This is a genomic window from Enterococcus sp. DIV0755f (genome assembly GCF_051713725.1).
GTDB lineage: Bacteria > Bacillota > Bacilli > Lactobacillales > Enterococcaceae > Enterococcus_D > Enterococcus_D casseliflavus.
The window spans coordinates 1,269,639-1,292,489 of sequence record NZ_JBIOQL010000001.1 but is presented as its reverse complement, the minus strand read 5'-3'; the positions used below and the strand labels follow the sequence as shown (position 1 = coordinate 1,292,489).

Sequence of the window (22,851 nt, the reverse complement as noted above, 5' to 3'; positions counted from 1 at the left end):
TTTCCTACTCTGCTTGATACGTGTTCGCTAATGTCCAAGTGATCGTGCCGCTATAAGTGCCGCTGTTCACATTTTGCTTCGGTACGGTTAATGAAGCATTGGAAAAGTTAAAGTCATTGGTTGCTAAGCCAGTTGTGCCATCAGCAGAAGCAATCAGCGTTGGGTCTGTGGCCCCTACCATCAATTCGGTGCCCGAAACTAGCGCTGCATCGCCAGAAGCCGTTGTACCATTTAAAGTGACTTTGGCATTTGCCAGCTCGTTATCGCTCGCATTCGTCATTTTCGATAATTGCGCCGTCAACTGCCAGCCAGCTTGATTCGGCCCACGGTAATCCGTGATCGATGTCACTTCATTCGACGTTGTTTGAATCACTTGTTCATCGGTAGCGATCTCTTGGATACTGCTTGTACCGAAGTTAAAATTAGTCACCTGATCCAGTGACAAGATTCCTTGTTCGATCGTTAGCGTTGCTTGACTCGTCATTGAAGCCGTTGGATTCGCTTCTGCTGCAGCTGCCGCAGTCGGCGCCATTCCTAAACCCATTCCGACCAAACCTAACATTACTGCCTTTTTGTTCATTTTCATCTCTTCCTTCACTTTTTTTAATGAGAAACCGAGTTTAATCGAAAAAAACAGCTTTAAAAAATAATAATTTAATTGGTGTTTTTTCATTCTATTCTCATCTATCATAAGTATAATCCATCATGGTTATCATACGGTTCACAGATTTAGCGTAAAAAAAACGCCAAAAAGGAGAATCCCTTATGTATCGAGAATTCATTTCTCCCGCAGAAGAAAAGAAATTAGAGATTTTCAAAGTTGTCTGTAATTCCAATGGCGTGACATTGGTCCAACTGTCAGAAGTTTTGAACATCCCACAAAAAAGTCTGCAAAAATATATTTATTTTTTAAATGAAGATTTACAGCTGCTCTCCCCTCACCTGCTTCTATCAAAAAATCATTACAATCAGTATTTTGTTGAGCGAGCAGAGGACGATGAACCTTTCTATGCAAAATTGATGTATCATTATTTGCTCAACTCCACACAATATACCTTGATTCACTACTTGATTGGGCGCCCGCAAATGACCTTGACGCAATTATGCTTGGATTTGCATGTCAGCCAATCGCATATGTATCGGTTGATCAAGAAAATCAACCAACTATTGGATAAATTTCAAATCCAAATTCGAACAGACCTGAATAACCGCATCGTTCTTGCTGGAAAAGAGCTTGATATCCGTATTTTCACCTACAGTTTCTTGACCCAAAGTGCGCCAGCAGACTTGTGGCTATTGCCGAGCGTTTCCCATAAAAATGTCGAAGAGTTTACAGCGTTCTTTGCTATTTCTCACTTTAATCCGTTAACGAAAAATAAACTCGCTGCATTTTGGCAAGCAGTGGTCAGCCGAACGATCCAGAAAAAATATTTGCCATCGATTCCTGATAAATACATGGGATTGATGAATTTCTATTGTTTTTTACCAGAGGAAATCCTCGAATCGCTTTTTTTGAGTGCCGATTATGCCTCAGAAAAGACGCTTCAGTCAGAATATCTTTACTTAAATTTCTTTTTGCATGTCTTTTTGCCAGGGGTGATTCCCCAAGCGAAGAATCAAGCGATCATCCAAGAGATCAAACATTCTGATACCGATCTTGTGCGCTTTTTCACTGCAATGATCAAAGATTGGCACGATACCTTTGCTCCAAGTCAGGAAGTCGCCGAATTTGAAAAACTATTAAGCAGCTGTCTGCTGGTCTTCAATCTATCGATCATTATCGGCATCGATCTTCTGGAAGTGTGGCAACTCGAACACCAACTGTTGACCGAAAACACTCCTTCGAAAGACAAAACCTATGAAGCAATCTGCAAGCTTTTACTGACCCATGTTGAAAGGTATCCATTTGCTGACTTGGATAAAGAGTATTTTGAACAGACACAGTTGCCTTATCTTGCGCATCTCTTGTATTTGGAAACACAGATGAATACGCCCCCGACCGTGTCGGTCTATATTCAAACGACGATCCAATACCGCACGAAGCAAATGATCGAGACAAGGATCCATTCGATTTATTCCAAAGCTTCAGTGACTTTTGTTAACCAGATGGAAGCAGCCGATCTATTGATCACCGATAGTTATGAAGAAGTGATTTTTTCCGAAAAATTAGTCTTACTGTCTAACCTGCAAGCCGAACAAGAGTGGGCAGCCGTTTTTGCAAAGATCAATCAACTGATGATGACCAAGATGTTTGCCAAACAAGGAAAGTAAGCTGCCGATTCCATTTTCATTCGCAAAAAAAGCCCGAGCATCTTTGCTCGAGCTTTTTTCCTACAAATTTATCCAGAGATTGTTAAGCGAAGAAGCTACCACCCGTTACACTGTACACTTGACCAGTTACATAGCTTGCTTCATCAGAGGCTAGGAAAACGTAGACTGGTGCTAATTCGACTGGTTGTCCAGCACGTTTCATCAATTCTTTTTGACCAAATTCTGGGATCGCAGATTGTGGTTGGCCACCAGAAATTTGAAGTGGCGTCCAAATTGGACCAGGCGCAACGGTATTGACCCGAATGCCTTTTTCACTTAATTGCGCAGCTAGCCCTTTACTAAAGGAAGTAATGGCACCTTTCGTGGCTGCATAGTCTAAAAGATGGGCGCTTGGTTCCGCACTTTGGATCGAAGTGGTCGTGATGATGCTTCCACCAGCTGGTAAGTAATCCAATGCTTCTTGGACTGTCCAATACATCGAGATGATATTCGTTGTAAAGGTGTCTTGAATTTGTTGCGTAGTCAACTCCTTGATGTCCTTCACCGCTTGTTGCATCCCAGCATTTAGAACCAATGTATCTAACCCGCCTAATTCTTTGGCTGCTTCATGAACCAATTGACGAGCGAAGGTTTCATCTTTCAAGTCTCCTGGGATCAAGACGGCTTTGCGTCCAGCTTTTTCAATGACTGCTTTGACTTCTTGCGCGTCTTCTTCTTCAAAAGGAAGATAGTTGATTGCAACATCGGCGCCTTCTTTGGCAAAAGCGATCGCTGCTGCTCGACCAATACCAGAATCACCACCGGTCACTAATGCTTTGCGTCCAGCTAATTTGTCTGAACCTGAGTAGCTTTCTTCCCCGCAATCAGGTACTGGCTGCATCTTTCCTTGAATCGCCGGTGCTTCTTGCACCTGTTTTTCAAATGTGCCATCATAATACTTCGTTAACGGATTGTTGATTTTTTCTGACATGCTCGTTTCCTCCTTGATTATTTCTACTTTTTATTTGTCATCGTTTGTTATGACCTTACTTAAAAGTGTAAAGGAAGATGGAGGGAATGAGAAACGAAACGCTCACCAGAAAAAAAGCATTCGTAAGAAAACAGATGCTTAGTAAAACGAAAATGCTACATGACTCAGTAGTGAGAACGCCCCCAGGCATCTCATCATTCTGCTGGGAAATCGTAGTGAAGTTTCTGTGTGCAGTGGTTGATTTTGCTACTTTTCTAGCAGTTCGAGGAGTGCCCGACGAAAGGCCTCCATCTCCTTTGCGGTCTGTAGAAAAACATCGGGATGACTGTGGTGGCTGTCGATCATCCAGCGTTTGGTGTCTGTAACTTTAAGAAAATCTGCTACTAAGGCGTCCGTTTGCTTTGGTTGAGCAGCGTGGGCTGTCTTCAAAAGATAAAAATCTTCAATTCCCCGTTGGAGTTGCTTATATCTTAGAGACAACAATATATGTCCGTGATTCCCAGGATAGACGAAACAAAGATCACCAATCGGTAGTGAGCTCGTGTTGTATCGAATATCGGTCCGAGCCTGTTCTGGCCAGCAATTGTATGCCCAACGCAGAAAGCCGTCTGTTTTGAACTGATACGATAAGATTCCTTGCATTCGCGTTTCTAACAAGGGACTATGCAAAAAGGTATTCGGTTTGTCGGGATAATTGCAGACATAGTACTGCATCTTCCCTGGATGGCTTTTTATCAGTGATTCGTAATGGTTGCAAGTACAGTAATAGGAAGTCACAGGATGATCGATCACTGGCAGCAGCTCAAACAATACGTCTTCTTTATCAAAAGCAGCTTTGATCTGGATCGACGGATCAATTTCTTTTAAGACCGCTAACGAGGCTCGGAAACTGTCGATTTGCTGTTTCTTCGGTTCGTCAGAAACGATGCGAACCTTCTCCCATAGATTCTTCCCTTTAAAATAATCAAATACTTGGCGTAGATACTCCTGCAAATCAGCTTTTTGATTGAGAAAGCCAAAGGCGCCTTTTCCCTCATCGTAAAAGCGAATCACCAACTTTTCTGGATGGTCCAAGTTGACCAGCGGGAAAAATGGCGGCTCCCAGACCCCTAATAAACCAAACACGTCAATTTCTTCTTTGATACCCGCAGCAAAAAAACAATCCAAGTAACGCGTCAGCACAGAAAAATCACAGGACAGTTCTCCGTCTGGCGTCTTTTTGACCTTGACCATCGAATACTCATATAAATTAGCAGGATAATCTTTGACGATGTAATTGAACCAGCCCTTCCATGGGATCTCTCCGGCGATCACCGTGATCGCTTTTTGTCCGATCGCAGCGAGACTCTCAGCCATTTCCTTGATCAAGTCAAAGTGGGCATCGCTCCATAACGGAACGTCAAAGGTGCGAGCCAAATTGCTGGGCTGCTGCCACATATTTAAGTGGAACGTCTCTAAATAGTCTTTTGGAAAAGTAAAGCCATCCACTTCAATCGTTAGGTTCTTTTCTAATAAGCACTCCTCATGGCTAGTCAAGTGTGCCCGATAGACCTTGATTTTCACGGGATATGCTTGCGGTTTGATCGTCTCATCGACCTGCCACTCCAAATAAAGAGGCGCAAAGCGATCGCCAGGATAGGTTTTGGCAGTTCGTTCAAGCAATTTATCGGCGTACGCCAATTCCTGCTGACCGACATAATAATCGACGAATTGCGCTTTGACCGGCAATTCGCTAAAAATCTCAACACGTATCATGGGAATTTCGATTTCATCGGGGATCGAAAACTCGTCGCCAATAATATAATGATTGCGATTGCCATCGTGCAGCAGCAGCTGACAAGCAGCAGTACTGTTACGAACAGCTGATAACTGTTCAATCGCTTGTGGTTCTTGGGTGATCAATTCTGTTGAAGCCTTATAGCTTTCATGGACCAGGATTGCTTTCATTTTTACTCTTCCTTTCTAGGATCAATCAGCTGCGATACAAGCTTTTGATAAGAAACATTTTCAAACGCTTCTGGCATGATCGTTAGTAGTTGCTGCAAGCTGATGTTTTTTACGATTTTTAAGCGACTTTTGTCTGCCCATGATGGAAAAGCCTGCAACAGCAAGCGTTTGTTTTCCCCTGATTCAAGCAACGCTCGAATTGGCCACTGCCCTAAATCAGGAAACAAAGCTGGCTGGGCAACTTTATCTGCCCAGTTCAACTCTAGCCATTCGACGCATTCATCAAACCAACGGGCAAAGCGTGGATCGACCATCTCTTTCCGATTACCGAAGCGTTCGGTCGCCAAAGAAAGACCGTGACGTCCTTTTTGGAAAATATGACTTTCAAAGGGAACCTCGTGCTCTTCTAGGGCTTGCAGATACGCCAATGAATTTTCGATAGGAACGACATTGTCTTCAAAGGTTGAAAACAAAAAGGTGGGTGGCGTATCTTTTGTGACACATTTCTCTAATGAAGGGGCATCGATCTTCATCACAGCAGCAAATGAAGACACTATCGCTGGGTAGCCTAACATACATAAGCTCGGTTTCATTGGGGAGAGTGTCGATAACGCCGCTGCCAAATGACCGCCAGCAGAAAAGCCGATCACAGCGATTTTTTCGCTATCGATTCCCCATTCACTGGTTAGTTCTTGGATTTTGGCAATCGCTTTTTCGGCATCTTCTAAGGAATGGCTGAAACTGCGATGTGTCCCCACATGATAGCGCAAGACTCCTGAGTGAAAGCCTTGGGCAGCAAAATTTAAAGCAATCGGCTCGGCTTCCCGCTCACTGCAAAAGGAGTAGCCGCCGCCAGGAATCACCATGACAAACGGACGATCACCCACCCGTTCATACTCGGCTTTTTCCTCATGCAGATACACTGTCAGACCGGCTTGCGCTTCTGGATCAAATAGATATTCCTGAATAAACACCGCTTACTCTCCTAACCCATTTTTATCGATGACGTTTTGATACCAATAAAAACTATCTTTCTTGTATCGTGCCAAGTCCAACAGCTGCTCGTCCGTACGATTGACATAGATAAACCCGTAACGTTTAGCGATGCCTTCGTGAGTACTGACTAGATCAATGGCACTCCACGGGCAATAGCCGATCACATCGACACCATCTTCGATCGCCAATGCCAGCTGCTTTATGTGCTGCTGCAAATAGTCGATGCGATAATCATCATGGATTTTTCCATCAGTTGTCAAAACATCCTTGGCACCGATCCCGTTTTCCGTGATCAAGAGGGGTAGACGATAACGGGAATAGATTTCGTTCAACGTAAAGCGAAAGCCCTCTGGATCAATCGGCCAGCCGAATTCAGTCATTGGCAAATGGGTGTTTTCTACTGTTTGGAAAAAGCCTGGAATCCCGAAACCAGACTGTTGATCGAGTTTCGTTTCTTTTTGAAAATAGCTGCTGACGGTCATCGTATTATAATAATTCAATGCGATGTAATCACAGGTACCCGCTGCCAAAATCTTTCGATCTGCTTCAGTGACTGTCGGTGCTGCGCCAATCTTCTCTAATAAATGCCATGCGTTGTGATTGTACGTGCCAAAAACAGCCGCATCTAGGAATAACCAATTTCTCAGCGCACTCATATATAGAGCTGCCAGCTGATCTGCTGGTTTCTCAGAAGCTGGATAAACGCTGGCGATATTCGGTGCTGGGCCAATCTTGCCGCTAAAATTGCCTGCATGAAATTGCTGGGTGACCAATGCTTGTGCCACCAGCATATGATGATTTTCTTGAAATTTTTCTTTCATGGATTTTTGACTCGTACCAATAACCGAACCAGCAAGTGCCATCACATTTTGCTCGTTGATGGTTTGCCATAGCGGGACTTGTTGCCCAAAGTTTTCGAACAGTACTTGGCAGTAATCAGCAAATGCTTGGATCGTCTCTCGGTTTTCCCATCCGCCTTGCTTTGCGATCGCGACAGGAAGGTCAAAATGGAAAACGGTGACGATCGGTTGAATCTCGTTTTCTAGTAGCAGATCGATCAGTTTTTGATAAAACGCTAATCCTGCTGGGTTGACCTGACCATCGGGCATGACGCGGCTCCAAGATATGGAAAAACGATAGGCTTTTAACCCTAATTCTTTAAACAGTTTCACATCTTCTTCATATCGGTGATAGTGATCTGATGCTACTTTAAAATCAGTGGTCCCTTGCGGAATCTCTTTGATATCTTGCACTGAGGGACCTTTGCCGTCTTCCGCCCATGCGCCCTCTACTTGATAAGCACTAGTGGATGCTCCCCACAAAAATGCTTCTGGAAATTTACTCATCCCACGGTTCCTCCTTAGCTGCGCCGATCAAATTGGCGTCCGCTTGAAAATAAGCGGCTTGGATCGCAACTGGCTGCAGCGTTTTCTCAATGATTGGTGCGGTTTTAAAAATAGCTTGATAGCTGCTAGCTATGGCTTCGATCAAGCGTGGTTGACGGCTGATCCCGCCACCGATAACGATTTTCTCCAGAGCTAAAAGACATTGAAGATCGAAGCACAAGACAGCGATTTCTTTGGTATAGGCTAAAAATAAAGCTTCTGCCTCCGGATCAGCAGTTTTCGTAAGGGTATCAAAGACCAAAGGACCCTCAGGCGCAACAGCCATACTAGTAGCCAAACGCTCAATCAATCCGACAGCCGAAAGACCGATCCCCACAAAAGAGTCCGCGCCTCTCATTTGTCGGTCACGAATCATAAAACTGACTTCACCAGCTTGTCCATGATGCCCGCGATAGAGTGTTCCATTCAGACAAAGGCCGACCCCCACACCGGTTCCTAAAATGATTGCCGCACCATTTTGGATACCTTGAAGATTGCCAGCTTTCATTTCCCCTAGTGCGGCGGCTTTTGCGTCGTTTTCGACAGTAACCTCTGTCACCATGCCATCGCTTAACTGGCAGATCAATTCTGGCAAATTTACCCCATCAAGGTATGGCAAGGCACCACCAAAGAAGACCGTCCCTGTTTCATTAACTGAACCAGGGACTGCGATCGCCACTTTAGTGAAAGAATCTTGACGGGCATAGCTTTGCAAGAGCCCTTTGATGGCTTCTTTAAAGGGTTCCAAAGCTGCAGGGGTTAAAATGGTGCGCCGTTTGCTGACCTCGTTGTGTTCGACCCATCCCGTTTTGATGTGCGTCCCACCGATATCAATTCCTAAATAAACCAAATGTGCCACTTCCTTTATTTACGCTTGAATTTCTTCCACGACTTTTTCTGTCATTTTTGCTGCTTCACTTGCTTGCTTTTTTTCAGCAGCCAGTTCTAATTCGTACTCTTTTTTATCCGCAATTTTTAGGAACGGATACCACATCACAATACCGATCAGCATACAGATGATCATTAAGATCGTGTAGTTAAGCCCTCCTGAAAATGGCATTTTGATAAAAGTCGGTGTCGTCCATGGCAATAGACTCATGGTTGGATTCAAGCTGATTGGGAGGATCGTAGTCGCCAATCCCCAGGTCACAAAGCCAGCGATCAATTGTGTAAAGACTTGCGGAATAAAGAACAACGGATTCAAAATAATCGGCATCCCGAACATGATTGGCTCTGTGATATTAAAGATCGACGGGATAAATGACAATTTTCCTAATTGTTTCATTTTTGCCGATTTGCTGCGGATCATAAAGAAGGTCACAAAGCCCATGAAGCCAGCAGCATACATACCCATATAAATCACTGAAGGAATCAGATAAGGCAGTTCTTGTCCTTGTTGGTAAGCGGCAATATTCGAAACGACCATGGTCATACTAATCGCGCCGAGCGGTCCTTGTAAAACTGCATTATGAATTCCGAAAAACCATAAAACGGCTAATAATTCCATAATGATGATGATCGATAGCGGGCTGGCAACTAAGGAGTTCAACGGCGCATTGATCACATCGATAAAGAATTGGAAAATCGAACCAGATGAAGTAAACCCAAACAAGACACGTAAGACAAAGACGACTGCAAAAATGATCGTGACAACAAACACTGGTGCTAAGGACTGGGTCACCATTGGGGGAACACTGTCTGGCAGTTTGATCATAATATTTTTTCTCGACAAGAAAGCATAAAAGCGAGTGACCAACAAAGCGGTCAGCATGCCGATAAATAGTCCTTGGCCGCCTAAGAAATCAAGCTTCAAGGCACCAATCGTTTGTTCCACTGCTTGGCCATCTTGCATGACGGTCGTTGCGACGGTTTGGGGCATCAACATAATGAAACTAGCTAAAGAAATAATCGCCGAGTTGCGTTCGTTGCTTCCTAACTGTTTTGCGTAAGAATACGCCAAACTGTATACGACATATAGGGCAAAAACGCCAGTTGCTCCGTTAGTGATCGCTTCAACATGTTGGAAGATGCCAATTTTCGTCAAATAGTCCGTCCAACCGGGAATCGGAAAATTTCCAATGATCGTGATAAACGCAATTCCTAAAGTGATGGGACTTGTTCGAATAAAGCCTTCCATCAAAGCGGCCAAGACTTTGTTTTGTTGTAATTTTTGTGACATTGGTAATAGTTTGCTACTTAAAAATGTTTCTAATTTTTCCATTCTTTCTCACTCCTTTAGTTTAGATCGTTACACTAAGCATCGTTTCTTTTTGATCGATCCGTATTAGGAATCGATAAGTCCCTTTGGTAAAATGTTTGGTCCCTTGATTGTCATAGAAAACAAGTTCTGACAACGGCAGTGATAATTTTCGCTTTTTTTCTTCCTGGGGCGCGAATGAGATGAGGTCACTTGCGATTAATTGGCGACTTGGACGAACCATTGCCGCTGGGCGCTGCATGAGATAAATTTGAATGACGGTTTCTGCAGCTGTTGCTGATTGGTTTTTCACTCGATAAGCCAATTGGATCGTCTCGCTAGATACTTCACTACCAAGCCATTCACCAGTAAACGTACTGTAACTAAGACCTGTTCCGAATGCGAATAAGGGTTCATTTGATTCATCGCGGTATTTTGACAAAAAGCGATCAGAATGCTCACCATCTGTCAAAGGTCTGCCCGTTGGCATCTGGGCACTGTATAGTGGGATCTGTCCTTCACTACGAGGAAAGGTCATCGCCAGTTTTGCCGTCGGAGAAGCCTGCCCACTCAACAGATTGGCGATCCCGATCCCGCCCATCGTTCCTGGATACCAAACGAGCAACAGACTATCAAATAATGCTTCCACTTGTGTTAAGACTAGCGGTCTGCCAGTGTAAAGCACGCCAATCAAAGGCTTGCCAGTTTTTTTCAACGCTTGGATCAAACGCATTTGTTTCATTGGCAGCTGCAAATGAGCTTTTGATGCCCCTTCGCCGCTTTCCAAAAATTGTTCCCCAAAAGTCAAGACGATGACCTCTGCAGCCTCAGCCGCTTTGACGGCTTCTAAAAGCAGCTGGTCTTCTGGTTCGATCGGTCCATTCAGCTGTTCGATCCCGACTTTTAAAGGACCAAATTGCTCATACGAATCGAATAAATTGTATCCACGAGCAAAGATCAGGTTTTCAGGTGCGAAGTGCTTCAGCAAACCAGTTTTTAAAGGAATCGTATCTTGTGGCTTGCCGCTAACTGACGCCCAAAAGCCTAACGTCAACCGGCTTTCTCCATAAGGACCGATCACAGCGACGGTTTGGTCTTTTTTCAAAGGTAAGCTGCCCTCATTTTTTAAAAGCACGCAACTTTTTTCCACTAACTTAACGGCTAGCTCTTTGGCTTCCTCCGACAAAACCTCTCCAGTCTGTTGCGTTTTCAACCCTCGATAGGGTTCCTCAAACAAACCTAATTGATTTTTTAATACGAGAATTCGCCAGACTGCTTCATCCAACAAAGCTGCTAATTCGGATTGTTTGATCAGTTCTGGCAAGTGCGTCGCATAGACCGATGTCATCATATCAAAATCAACGCCCGCTTCCAAACCTTTCTGAGCGGCCTCCCGTTCATCTTTAGCAAAGCCATGAGGGACCAATTCTTTGATGGCGGCATGATCGGAGACCAGTACCCCATCAAAACCGAATCGTTCGCGTAAAATCTCTCGGTTCAGCCAGCGGCTACCCGTTGCAGGTTCACCATTCAATAGGTTGAAGGCCGTCATCACTAGCAGTGCTTGGGCTTCGATCGCCGCTTGATAGGGCTGCAAATATTCATTGAATAAGCGCTGATTCGACATATCGACCGTATTGTATTCTCTGCCTGCTTCGGGTGCACCGTAACCGGCAAAATGTTTGATGCAAGCAGCAACGTGATTGTCTGCCACTCCTTGATCAAGATTGCCTTGGTAACCGGTCACGACGCTTTTAGCAAAACGTTTGGCAGTATAAACATCTTCTCCTGGCGACTCCATCACCCGCCCCCAGCGAGGATCGCGAACAAGATCCAGCATGGGTGAAAAGATCACATGAAGGCCATTTTGGTAACATTCTTTGGCGGTCATCTCAGCGGCTTGCTCGATCAGGTCAAAATCATAAGAACCTGCTTGCGCAAGGGGGATCGGAAAAATCGTCCGAAACCCGTAGATGACATCAGACATAAACAGCATGGGAATCTTAAGTCGGCTGTGTGCCAACGTTTCCCTTTGTAACTGAATCAATTTTTGATGATCATTGACATTATAGATTGAACCAATCTCATGAATCTTCAACGATTTGGGAAGTCCGAGATCTTGCATCGGTCCCGTAGACATCACCTCATTTTCAATGACTAAACTGCCATTCAATTGAATCGTCTGAGCGATTTTTTCTTCTGGCGTCAATTGCTGAAACAATTCTTTCAATTTTTTACTATCCATGTTTGCTCCTCCCTGTAACCGTTTTATTTATCTGAATTATAGAAAGAATCCTTCCTTAGATATACTAAGAAACTAGTGTTTATAATAAAATATTTATTGAATGCGAAAAAATTTACGTTATACTAAAAGAAAAAACAATGTTTGGATTTGAGGTGTCTCATGAACAAAACAACACTTACGACCGCCATGGATCTGCTGTATCGCAAATATTTGATTCCAATGATCCTCTTGGATCAAGAAGGAACTCCTTTGTATCCCCCACTCACCTTAACAGCCCAGAATCCTCTGAAACACTATTTGGAAGAAACGAACGGCCCAGTTGCGAATCTCTATCATTACGGCAAATATATGCTTGGTTGTTTTGCATTTCAGTTAGCTGGAAAAACCTGTTATATGGTCATCGGACCCTGTGGTGTGATTGGTACACCAGATACGTCTTACCTGTTTCTTGAACACGAATACCACTACAATGTGCACTACTCAAAAGAAGACAAATACTCCTTTGAAGAGTACATCCAACTGCTTTATACGCTGTTTGCGGAGCAACCTCTTGCAAAAGACCAAATTCATTGGCATTACCAAAACGAGCCTCATGACCGATCCATGCAAACAGATCTTAGTTTGGAAACCAATCTTTACGAACGTCGGGTGCATGAAGCCACCTTTGATTCCTACCATTTTGAATTGCGTTATCTCGACTACATCAAACGTAATGAGCCTGAAAAAGTGGTTTGGGTGTTCAACAAAATGAAAGAGACCTACAGCGTGTCGCTCTCTCCTTATGAGCTTGAAGGGTTGAAACTAAAATTTTCGGCATTTGTCGCTGTCGTGACCCGCATGAGCATTGACGAAGGAGTACCAGTCAACCAAGCATTCGGCTTATCTGATTCCTTGATCCAAGGTCTGGTTTATATTCATTCTGCTGAGGAATGCCTTCGCTATATCAAAGAAGCGACCTACCGCTTCATGGAGCTTTTACACAGCTACCCGCTGGCGAAAAAATCGCTGCTGGTCAAAACGATCGTGAATCATGTTGATAGCCATCTCTATGAAAAAGTGACCATTGATGACCTCGCTGCCATTACTCAAAAACACAAGACCCATCTGTGCAATCAATTCAAAAAAGAAATGAACAAAACGATCCACAGTTACATTCAGGAACGAAAAATCAGTGAAGCCAAGCATTTATTGTTGTTCACAGACTATTCCTACGAAAAAATCAGCACCCAATTAGCCTTTGCCAATCAGAGCCATTTTATCCGCAATTTCAAAGCAGTGACGGGGCAAACACCAAAAGAATTTAAAGAGCAGCATTACGCCCATGCTTTAAGTTGAAAACACAATTTACGAAAAAATACTCAGAAGCAATGGCTATCATTTTTAATAACAAGCGTTGTAAGCTATCCTTTTACTCAAATCAATTTGAATGAGGAGAGATAAAATGATCCAACTTGCTCGCTTGATCTTTTGGGTACCAGTCATCTTTTTTTCGTTAGGTTTGGTCTTCCTAACAAAACGATTGCCGCGTTTCACATGGGTTTCTCTAACGATCACTGTTTCTTTGATCATCTTTGTTTGTAAAATCTTAGAATACTCCTATGTCATGCCAGATATGAAACTAACCGTTTATTTTATGGGTTTCTTGATTTCTGCTAGTCTGCTTGGGTATATTTTTTATTTGCGTAGTAGAAAACGTTGACTGCAGCTGCGCCTGACTCGCGCCAAAACGCCCTCTTAATGCCTTTTGACTACAACAATGACGATCTATACCTATGAAGTAGCTCCTTTCATCCCCTTCGTAAGGATTACGGCTCATGATCCCCTTTCGAGGGGATTTTTTTATTATTCATCCTCACTCATTCTTATTCAATCTGCTTTGATGAAAAAATCACTTTTCGCCGATCACGGCATGCCAAGCCTTTCTCTCTGATTCCTTTCGTTGTGACACTTGCGATCCCCTAGAACACATTGCCTTCCTAAATAATTAAATATATAATAAAATTGTAAATTACCACATCATAGCAAAGAATCATCAAACCTCTTGAAAGGAGCGTTTCCTATGAACTGGCTGACCTTTGTCGTCCAACCACTGACCCTGCTATTTTTTCTCACGGTTTTTTCCCTTGTGTATTTGATGCCTGAATCCGTTGTGCCTAAGCCAAAAATGAAGAAATGGGCGCTGACTGTATCTTTGATTTTTCTGGCATGGCAGCTGCTGATTCCCTTTTTCTTCTTTGTTCTCTAAACCCAGCAAAAAAAAGCGGCTCTCACAAAAGAGAGCCGCTTTGGTTTAGTTTTTAATCCTGTAACAAACTACCGCCATTGGTGGCAATCACTTCTTTGTACCAGTAGAAACTATCTTTGCGGGAACGGTCAAAGCTGCCGTTTCCTTCATCATCCGCGTCTACATAGACAAAGCCGTAGCGTTTCGACATTTCTGACGTGGAAGCCGATACTAAGTCGGTACAACCCCAAGGCGTATAGCCCATCAATTCCACACCATCTTCGATCGCTTCATACATTTGTTCGATATGCGCCTTCAAATAATCGATGCGATAGCTGTCATGGATCGAACCATCCTCTTCCACCGTATCCAAGGCACCTAAGCCGTTTTCAACGATAAACAACGGTACTTGGTAGCGGTCGTACAAGTTATTCAAAGTCACACGCAAGCCGATTGGATCGATTTGCCACCCCCAGTCAGAGGCTTCCAAGTAAGGGTTTGATTCGCCTAAAGAAAAGTTGCCAGCAGTTGCTTCGCCGCCTTCTTCAGGATTGTGGCGAGCAATAGAACTCATGTAGTAAGAAAAGGACATGAAGTCGACAGGGTATTGCGCAAGAATGTCTAAATCGCCGTCTTCGAAGGTCACTTCGATGCCATTTTCTTTAAAGAAGCGCTTCGTATATGCGGGATACTTCCCACGAACTTGGACATCAGAGAAGAAGAGATTCTCGTGGTCACGCTTGATTTCTTCCATCACATCTGCTGGATTTGGTGTAGCTGGGTAAGCTTGCATTCGTGCCAACATCATCCCTACTTTGATGTCAGGATTGATTTCGTGGGCAAATTTTGTTGCTAAACTAGAAGCCACAAATTGATGATGCACGGCTTGATACATGTCAGAAAGGTTTTGTGTGCCGTCTTCGGATAACAAGGCACCACCAACATAGCCAGAGATCCCCATGATATTGATTTCATTGAAGGTCAACCAGTATTTGACTTTGTCTTTGTAGCGGGTCAACACGGTTTCTGCGTATTTGACGAACAAATCGATCACTTGGCGATTTTTCCAGCCGCCATAGTTCAACGCGATCCCAATAGGTGTTTCGTAGTGAGAGAGGGTCACTAAGGGTTCGATCCCGTATTTCGCACACTCATCAAACACATTGTCATAAAATTGCAAGCCCTCTTCATTTGGCTGAGCATCGTCACCATTTGGAAAAATTCTTGACCAAGCGATGGACAGACGGAAGGTTTTGAAGCCCATCTCTGCATACAAAGCGATATCTTCTTTGTAGCGATGGTAGAAGTCTGACCCCCAACGTTTTGGATACAAGCCTTCTTTGTCATTTAAGGCAAACAAAACTTTTTCCCGTGTCATTGGTGCAGCAAATTCTGCCATGTTTTTGCGGTCTTCTGGTTTGACAGCGATCGCTGTATCGGATGTCGCTGGACCACGTCCGCCTTCGTTCCATGCTCCTTCAAATTGGTTGGCTGCAGTGGCGCCGCCCCATAAAAAGCCTTTTGGAAATTGTTTTTCTGTCATGATTAGCCTACTTTCTTTTTCTTTAATAATCGACACAGCAGATCAGCAAGAAAGCATTCTTACTGATCCTGCGACGTGCCGTTAAACGCATTTATTTTACGACTTCAATCAAATCGTCCTGAGCTGTTACTTCTTTTGACTGTGTCGTTTGGATGTCACTGTAATCGTTAGAATTCGTGACGATGACTGGTGTCAGCAAGGAATAGCCTTCCGCACGAATTGCCTCTGTATCAAAAGAAATCAATTTTTGACCAGCTTTGACTTTGTCTCCTTGGTTGATGTAGGCAGTAAAGTGATTGCCTTCAAGTTCTACCGTATTCATACCGATGTGGATCAATAGTTCTGTTCCATCTTCTGTCACTAAACCGATGGCATGTTTTGTTGGAAACAAGATTTTGACTTCTGCATCTGCTGGCGCAGTGATTTCACCGATCGCTGGTTCAACTGCGATCCCTTTTCCCATAGCACCTGAAGAAAAGACTTTGTCTTCCACATCTGCTAAAGCAACCACTTGACCAGTTACTGGGCTTTTGACTGTTTCATCTTTGACGCTGGCAGAAACGGTTTTTGCTTCTGGCGCTGGCGCTGCTGGTGTTGCTTGACCGTCGACTGGTGAATCAACAGTTGTATACAATGTTGGTACTTTCAACAACATCATGATGATAAATGACGCTACGATTGCAATCACTGTACCGATCGCCAAGTGGATCACACTATGGAAGCTGCCTGTTGCTGGATCAATATATGCAGGATACAAGAAGATACCCATACCACCCATTGCATAACCAGTGACGTTAAAGATTGACAAGTAGATACCGACGAAACCTGAAACTAAACAAGAAACGATAAATGGTGTTTTCATTGGCAACGTGTACCCATAGATCGCAGGTTCAGTCACACCGAAGATCGATGAGATCAATGCTGGCATTGCGCCTTGTTTGACTTTTGGTTCTTTCGTTTTCAACCAAATCGCTGCTAACACACCCGTTTGCGTGAAACATGGTAGCACTGCTGCGGTCAAAATAATCGAAGAGCCGTTTTGCGCCATATCCATGATCGCCAATGGCACAAGACCCCAGTGAAGACCAAACATAACTAATACTTGCCATAATGCCCCTAAAGCAAAGCCGTAGATGATTGGGCTGAAATCATACACTGCTTGGAAAGCAACACCGATCCAGCTAGAGGCTGTATTTGCGACTGGACCTACCACAAAGAAGGTCAACGGCACAGTGATCAAAATCGTTACAAACGGAACCACAAACATTTTGACTACGTCAGGTGTGACTTTGCGCATAAACTGCTCAATTTTTGAAGCGACAAAAATCGCTAAAATAATTGGCAATACGCTGTTGAAGTAGCCGCCTGCTGGCAAGGTCAAGGTTAGACCGAAGACTTTGCTCGCTTCAGCCACACTTTCTGCTAAGCCAGGATAGACCATCGCTCCTGCGATCGCTAATGCTGTATAGGTGTTCATCTTGAATTTCTTCGCTGCAGTGACGGCTAAGATCATTGGTAAGTATTGGAACAAACCATCGCCTAAAGTATTCATTACTACATAGATACCATTGGTCGCTTCCATCCCAGTTGCTGCCAGCAACGCCGTGATCCCTTTTAAGATACCGGCTGCCGCTAATGGACCTAAGAACGGTTGGAACAGGCTTGAGATAACATCGATGAAGCGGTCAAACAAGCTGCCTTTTTGCCCGTCGCCTTCATCGATATCAAGACTGCCACCATCGGCTAATCCGCCGACTTTCAACACTTCATCATAAACATCTGGCACATGATTGCCGATAACGACTTGGTATTGTCCGCCTGCTTTGACGACGGTCACGACACCGTCACGTTTTTGCAAATAATCAGTGTCCGCTTTGCTTTCGTCTTTTAAGTGGAACCGTAAGCGAGTCACACAGTGTTTTACAGATGAGACATTTTCTTTGCCACCAACGTGGGCCAAAATGTCTTGCGCTAATTCAGTATATTTTGCCATTTTGATTGCTCCTTTTTTATTGGTCATTTAATAAAAATAAAAAGACCAGCCATTTCTACAATAAACAAGCATGAGAGATCCCCTAAAAAAAGAGTGACGGGTTTCCTCATCGAGTATTGTAAGAAAGTGCAGGTCTTGCCAGCCGAACTGTAACGAATCCATTTCCATTCTTAGGTTAATTTTGAGTGAGCGGCTAAGTTACCGATATGCAGAATCAAATACATCAATTCCATATCGTTGACATGCCAGCCCTTTTGTTCAAATAAGTATTCTTTGATCGAATCTGCGGTTTCTTTTTCTTTTGGATAGCTGCTGAAGGCCAAGGCAATCATTGGATTTGCCAATACTGGCTCTTCTTTTTCTTGACTTTGTCGAATTAAATAATAGCGAATGTGGGTCACGAACCGTTGGAAGTAGGAAGAATTCTCATCAAACTCGATGTTCATGCTGTACTTAACGATCCGTAAAATATTGTTCGTCAACTCGGTGTGCTCATAAGCACTTTGATTGGCGCTTTTTTCAATTTGCGCATTGACGAAATGCAAAGTGATAAACGCAGCTTCTTCTTGTGAAAAATCGGGATACAGCTCTTTGCGGATCAACTCGACCGCTTGGACACTGACCGCATATTCCTTGGCATAGATTTTCTTGATTTCCCAATGCATGGGATTGGTCAAAACAATTTCTTGCTTTTGACGACTGATGGCAAACAAGATATGATCCATCAGTGTGAAATAAACATTTGGATTGAAATCGGTTCCAACACTATCCCGAAAAAGACGCACGATTTCATAAATGACGGCCATTTGTTTTTCGTCAGCCTTCGTCATGACTTTCGACATATGTTCCACTGTCAAATCATCTTCTGGATAGTATTTTTTTTCGATTCGCTCAGCTGGAATCGGGTCACCCGGTTTCGTTTGAAAGCCGATCCCTTTTCCCATTAGGATCACTTCAACTTCATCTTCTTTTGAAAGTACAACATTGTTGTTGATCCTCTTGATAATCTTCACGAACGATCCTCCTTGATCAGCATAGCCCGTTAAAAACATTGCATCCTTTGACGTCTATGCAGAAGGTCTTGTATTTTTTTTCTCTGACGTGCCGTTAAGTGACGAGGTGATTGACTGCTCCAGAAAGTGTTGCAGGCTATCGTCAAACCCAGCTGGCAGTTCATTGCGTTTTACTTCTCCCCTCCTTTGCTGATCAATGACTGGATCTTACCTTGGAACCGGTTCTTTTTTTAGCTATTAGAAATAATGGAGCAAAAAAAGAAGACCAAAGCAAAAAAGTGTACAACCCAAGAAACTTTGGGTAATCAACGCACTTTTTTCCTCTGGTCTTGCCTGCCGAACAGTAACGAATCCAGTAATGAGAACACTCTCATGTTCCGTTGAGATAATAGTACTCATTCTGAGAAAAAATGTCAACACTTTTTTTGCAAACGTTTTTCTTTTTTCCTTTTCGGCTTCGTTTCACACTTATTTGCTCGTAGTTTTCTTACTGATAGTGAGGGGTTTTTCTGTATAAACCCTCTGTGACAACTCTTGCAGATTTTATCCAACAGCACACAACAAAAAAACCGTAATCTTCGTACATTACGGTCATAGCTAGAAGGATGATGCTTTACAAAAAACGATCAATCACAAAGAATCAAAGAATTGGGGAAGGTCTGGTGCATGACAGACATTCAATGTGACTGACCGCTTTTAGCGATTCATGCGCTTCATGACTTCCACAAACGAAAAGGTGTCTTTGAGAGGGGGAAGCAATCAAATAACCTTTCGATTCTTCAAGATGTTGCTCGATCCTGCGATAAAAATCGCAGAGAGCGAGGAAAATGCTGTTCCTATCATAAAGGAAACAGTCACAAGACTTATCATTGAAAGGTCAACGATAAGGTTTCGCAGAAAAGGCAGTACTAGTTTTTAAATGGGTTGATTTCCCAAGGGCCGAATGGTTCAAATTCCATGAAAAACTACCTCCTTTATTATTTGCTATACCTTATTATATTTGATAACATGTTATTAAAATCACATTGTTCAGAAATGCGTCACAATTAAGGAGGTCCCCCATGAAACAGCAAGGCTCTTTAATCAAAAAACTGCGCACAGATCGCAAAATCTCGCAAGCCAAGCTTGCCGAAGGTATTTCCTCACGTACCACCCTTTCATCATTCGAAAATCGTAAAACAAACCTCTCTTCACAAACCCTGTTTGACTACTTAGACAAAATGAATATCACGGTTCATGAGTTCAGTCTGTTGATCGACAGCGAAGCCACGGATCAGAAACGTCAGCTGGCGCAAGATTTCTATACCCGTTACTATGAGCGAACACTGACTCTCGACTACTTGACTAGCCTGGAAAAACGCTACTTTGAGACACAAAATTTTTTCTATTATTCTTTGTATGTTCAAGGATTGCTGCTGCTCAACCGTGAATCATTTCTGATGAATCAAGGAGCTTACACCCAAGAAGTCGAACTGGTAAAGCAATACTTGTTTGATATCGAAACCTGGGGGCGCTTTGAGTTAAATTTATTCTCAAATTTGTTATTTATTTTTGACCAAGAAACGATCAGTTATTACTTAGATCATGGGATCAAAAAAATCCTTCACTACGCCAATGATCCATTTTATGCAAATCTGTTAAGTGTCGTGATCTTAAACGGCTGTGCCTTTGCCAGCGAAAATAAAGATGCCTATCTACTTAACAAGTTTCTGCTTTTGTCTGAACCGCTACCCAATACTCCTCTCTATTTTTATTTAAAAATCCATCAAGTGCTGTATCAGGAAATATACTCGTATTTGCAATCCGCTCAGTTGAACAAAGAGATTCTAAAAAACACCTTAGTCGTTATTGAACAAGCCGGTTACCAGAACCATAAAAACGATCTCCAACAGTTGCTTGCTGCTGTTACCAATCGTGCGATTTAGCCGCTTATTAAATGGACATTTAGGTAATGTTATCTAACAAAAAAAGCTGATCTTCCAACGGAGCTCAGCTTTTTCGTCAATGTCACTCCAACCCGCCCACGAAACAGCCGCTCGAAATGAAGGGTTCAACATTCGACTTGCTTCTTCCGTCTGCATGGGCCAAGAAAAAACCAGTTAGGTTTTAGCCCTAACTGGTTTTGTTTGGCAAAAGCAACGAGCACGCTGCTGTCGTTTCATTTGTGTAATTTAATAACCGTTTAACGAGATTCTGAAGTCACACCGATGGTTGCCCATGGGTTATGATCGGCATCAAATGCCTAGGTAAAGTTTGCGACACGATCAGAGATCGGTAAGATTTGATTCCGATACAACGTTGGGATCGCAAAAGCTTCTTCAATCGCATATTCTTGCCATGCATCAAAAGCAGCCTTCCGTGTTGCTTCATCAAAGGAATCGATTGAATCGATCGCAGCTAACAATTCAGTATTTTCATCTGACTCAAAACGAGTGTAGTTAAATGCTGAATTTGGTCCCCATAAGCTGGTTGGTGATGGATCTGAACCAGTAGACCAAGCAGCTTGGAAGACATCGATATCTGGATCATCGTTTTTCAGCTTGTCGTAGAAGGCTTGGAAATCGATCAAACGACCTGTTGAATATTGAACATCTAAACCGATTTCTTGCCATTGTTGAACATAGTAATCCGCCAATGGTTGGGCAACTTCCCCACCAGACATTGACGCAAAGTTGATGGTCAATTTGTTGCCATCTGGATCTTCTCGGAAGCCATCGCCATCCACATCGATAAAGCCAGCGTCATCTAGAAGTTGGTTTGCTTTCTCCATATCTAAGTGGTATCCTTCGGCATCGCTATTGTGCAACGTACCATAAACAGGTGGGATCAATGTTGAAGCATTTGAACGCAAGCCGTGGTAGAAACGCTCACCGATCGCATCATTGTCGATGGCATAGCCCATTGCTTGACGCAATGCTTTGTTCGCCATTTTTGCATTTGGATCAAAATCAACACTGTTTGTTTCCTCATTCCATGAACCTAAATTAAAGCCAAGATACGTGTAAGATTGTTCTGGACGACCTAACATTTGGTAGCCATCCATGTTTTGATACGTATCAAAGGTATCTGTTGGCATTTTTAAGACTAAATCGTATTGCTTCGCGTTTAACGCTTCATTGATTGAAGCCGAAGGGACGTTACGCATCACGATTTTTTCTAAGTTTGGTGTATCGCCATAGTAATGTTCATTCGGTACATATTCCACCGTTTCACCTGGTACGATATTACTCATTTTGTATGGACCAAAACCGATTGGATTGGTTCGAACGGGATCACTTGAAGGCATATCTGCCACTTCAATGCCTTCAAAGGCATGTTTCGCTAATGCAGAATGCCAGATCGCTCCACCGGATTGCTGCATACCTGGATGCATTTCTTTAAACTCGATTTCAACGACTTTATCGCTGACTGCTGTGATCCCTGAGATCGTATCGGCATCGCCGCTGTGGTATTCTTCCATACCAACGATATTCGTAAAATCATTGTTGTAACGAACGCCATCATAGTCTTGATGTCCGATGACTTCATAAGAGAAGATCACGTCTTCAGCCGTTACATCGACCCCGTCAGACCATTTCAAATCTTCACGCAAAGTGATCGTTGCTTTGTTGTTATCGACATCTAATTCTAAATCAGCTGGTCCACCATTCACAATTCGGAAATCTTCATCTTGTAGGAACAAATATTCATGGCTTGGTAACATGAAGTCACGGTCATAAGCATCTTGATAAAACTCCCATTGAAACAACCCTTGGAATTGCGTATCTGTTACTACCGCAACATCTAAGACGCCCCCATCGATCACTTCATCGTTATTTTCAACTGCAAGCTGCAAATCATTGATATCAAATCCAGCTGCCTCAGTTGATGATTCTTGTGTATCTGTCGAACCTGTTCCACCTCCGTTACTTTGTCCGCAAGCCCCTAAAACAAGCGCTGCCAATAAAGTAATCATGCCAAACTTCGTTTTCTTCATACTCTTCCTCCTTATTTAAATCCCTTCCTCGTGATTCAGTGATCACTCGATCTTCGAATAAAAAAACCAAGCAAACAGTTTTTTTTATCTT

At 43.2% G+C, this 22,851-nt stretch carries 17 protein-coding genes; 5 read left to right on the top strand and 12 right to left on the bottom strand.

Annotated features, from left to right (window positions below):
- Window positions 1–4 precede the first annotated feature (4 nt).
- Entirely contained in the window at window positions 5–673 is a 669-nt protein-coding gene (locus IGI73_RS05730; protein ID WP_428206381.1) for a WxL domain-containing protein, read from the bottom strand.
- A 92-nt stretch (window positions 674–765) separates the two neighbouring features.
- On the opposite strand from IGI73_RS05730, the gene IGI73_RS05725 reads away from it, so the two are divergent.
- On the top strand, window positions 766–2,271 hold the full coding sequence (locus IGI73_RS05725) for a helix-turn-helix domain-containing protein (protein ID WP_428206382.1): 1,506 nt from the start codon (window positions 766–768) through the stop codon (window positions 2,269–2,271).
- Window positions 2,272–2,353: 82 nt separating this feature from the next.
- Here the strand turns inward: IGI73_RS05725 and IGI73_RS05720 are convergent, their stop codons facing one another.
- The 7 genes from IGI73_RS05720 to IGI73_RS05690 form a co-directional block, all read right to left on the bottom strand.
- Window positions 2,354–3,241 carry an SDR family oxidoreductase gene (locus tag IGI73_RS05720; protein WP_086338394.1) on the bottom strand — a complete coding sequence of 296 codons (888 nt, stop codon included), beginning with the start codon at window positions 3,239–3,241 and terminating at the stop codon, window positions 2,354–2,356.
- Between the two features lie 246 nt (window positions 3,242–3,487).
- Window positions 3,488–5,188, bottom strand: a complete 1,701-nt coding sequence (locus IGI73_RS05715) for a DUF4091 domain-containing protein (RefSeq protein WP_428206383.1) — start codon at window positions 5,186–5,188, stop codon at window positions 3,488–3,490.
- Window positions 5,189–5,190: 2 nt separating this feature from the next.
- Window positions 5,191–6,162, bottom strand: a complete 972-nt coding sequence (locus tag IGI73_RS05710) for an alpha/beta hydrolase (RefSeq protein ID WP_167822908.1) — start codon at window positions 6,160–6,162, stop codon at window positions 5,191–5,193.
- Between the two features lie 3 nt (window positions 6,163–6,165).
- Window positions 6,166–7,530 carry a glycoside hydrolase family 1 protein gene (locus IGI73_RS05705; protein WP_428206384.1) on the bottom strand — a complete coding sequence of 455 codons (1,365 nt, stop codon included), beginning with the start codon at window positions 7,528–7,530 and terminating at the stop codon, window positions 6,166–6,168.
- Window positions 7,523–8,428 (bottom strand): ROK family protein, encoded by a 906-nt coding sequence (locus IGI73_RS05700; RefSeq protein ID WP_428206385.1) that lies wholly within the window; start codon window positions 8,426–8,428, stop codon window positions 7,523–7,525. The genes IGI73_RS05705 and IGI73_RS05700 overlap by 8 nt, the downstream gene beginning before the upstream one ends.
- 9 nt (window positions 8,429–8,437) lie before the next feature.
- A complete protein-coding gene (locus tag IGI73_RS05695) occupies window positions 8,438–9,790 on the bottom strand; it encodes a PTS sugar transporter subunit IIC (RefSeq protein WP_194194708.1) in 1,353 nt (450 codons plus the stop codon).
- A gap of 19 nt (window positions 9,791–9,809) precedes the next feature.
- Window positions 9,810–12,011: a glycoside hydrolase family 3 N-terminal domain-containing protein gene (locus tag IGI73_RS05690; RefSeq protein WP_438759138.1), complete on the bottom strand. Its 2,202-nt coding sequence runs from the start codon at window positions 12,009–12,011 to the stop codon at window positions 9,810–9,812.
- Between the two features lie 159 nt (window positions 12,012–12,170).
- On the opposite strand from IGI73_RS05690, the gene IGI73_RS05685 reads away from it, so the two are divergent.
- From IGI73_RS05685 to IGI73_RS05675, 3 genes are all read left to right on the top strand, one after another.
- Window positions 12,171–13,346, top strand: a complete 1,176-nt coding sequence (locus IGI73_RS05685) for a helix-turn-helix domain-containing protein (protein ID WP_270266561.1) — start codon at window positions 12,171–12,173, stop codon at window positions 13,344–13,346.
- 106 nt (window positions 13,347–13,452) lie between these two features.
- Window positions 13,453–13,710 carry a hypothetical protein gene (locus IGI73_RS05680; RefSeq protein ID WP_005225681.1) on the top strand — a complete coding sequence of 86 codons (258 nt, stop codon included), beginning with the start codon at window positions 13,453–13,455 and terminating at the stop codon, window positions 13,708–13,710.
- A gap of 360 nt (window positions 13,711–14,070) precedes the next feature.
- On the top strand, window positions 14,071–14,256 hold the full coding sequence (locus IGI73_RS05675) for a hypothetical protein (RefSeq protein WP_074931802.1): 186 nt from the start codon (window positions 14,071–14,073) through the stop codon (window positions 14,254–14,256).
- 52 nt (window positions 14,257–14,308) lie between these two features.
- Here the strand turns inward: IGI73_RS05675 and IGI73_RS05670 are convergent, their stop codons facing one another.
- The 3 genes from IGI73_RS05670 to IGI73_RS05660 form a co-directional block, all read right to left on the bottom strand.
- Window positions 14,309–15,778 carry a glycoside hydrolase family 1 protein gene (locus IGI73_RS05670; RefSeq protein WP_015509445.1) on the bottom strand — a complete coding sequence of 490 codons (1,470 nt, stop codon included), beginning with the start codon at window positions 15,776–15,778 and terminating at the stop codon, window positions 14,309–14,311.
- Between the two features lie 91 nt (window positions 15,779–15,869).
- The gene (locus tag IGI73_RS05665) at window positions 15,870–17,771 is read right to left on the bottom strand and encodes a beta-glucoside-specific PTS transporter subunit IIABC (RefSeq protein ID WP_010747921.1); all 1,902 of its coding nucleotides are present in this window, start codon (window positions 17,769–17,771) and stop codon (window positions 15,870–15,872) included.
- Between the two features lie 170 nt (window positions 17,772–17,941).
- Entirely contained in the window at window positions 17,942–18,784 is an 843-nt protein-coding gene (locus IGI73_RS05660) for a PRD domain-containing protein (RefSeq protein WP_005225677.1), read from the bottom strand.
- Window positions 18,785–19,845: 1,061 nt separating this feature from the next.
- Here IGI73_RS05660 and IGI73_RS05655 point away from each other — a divergent pair.
- Window positions 19,846–20,709: a helix-turn-helix domain-containing protein gene (locus IGI73_RS05655; RefSeq protein WP_428206388.1), complete on the top strand. Its 864-nt coding sequence runs from the start codon at window positions 19,846–19,848 to the stop codon at window positions 20,707–20,709.
- A 317-nt stretch (window positions 20,710–21,026) separates the two neighbouring features.
- On the opposite strand, the gene IGI73_RS05650 is transcribed toward IGI73_RS05655, so the two are convergent.
- A complete protein-coding gene (locus IGI73_RS05650; protein ID WP_438759137.1) occupies window positions 21,027–22,760 on the bottom strand; it encodes an oligopeptide ABC transporter substrate-binding protein in 1,734 nt (577 codons plus the stop codon).
- Between the last annotated feature and the right edge of the window lie 91 nt (window positions 22,761–22,851).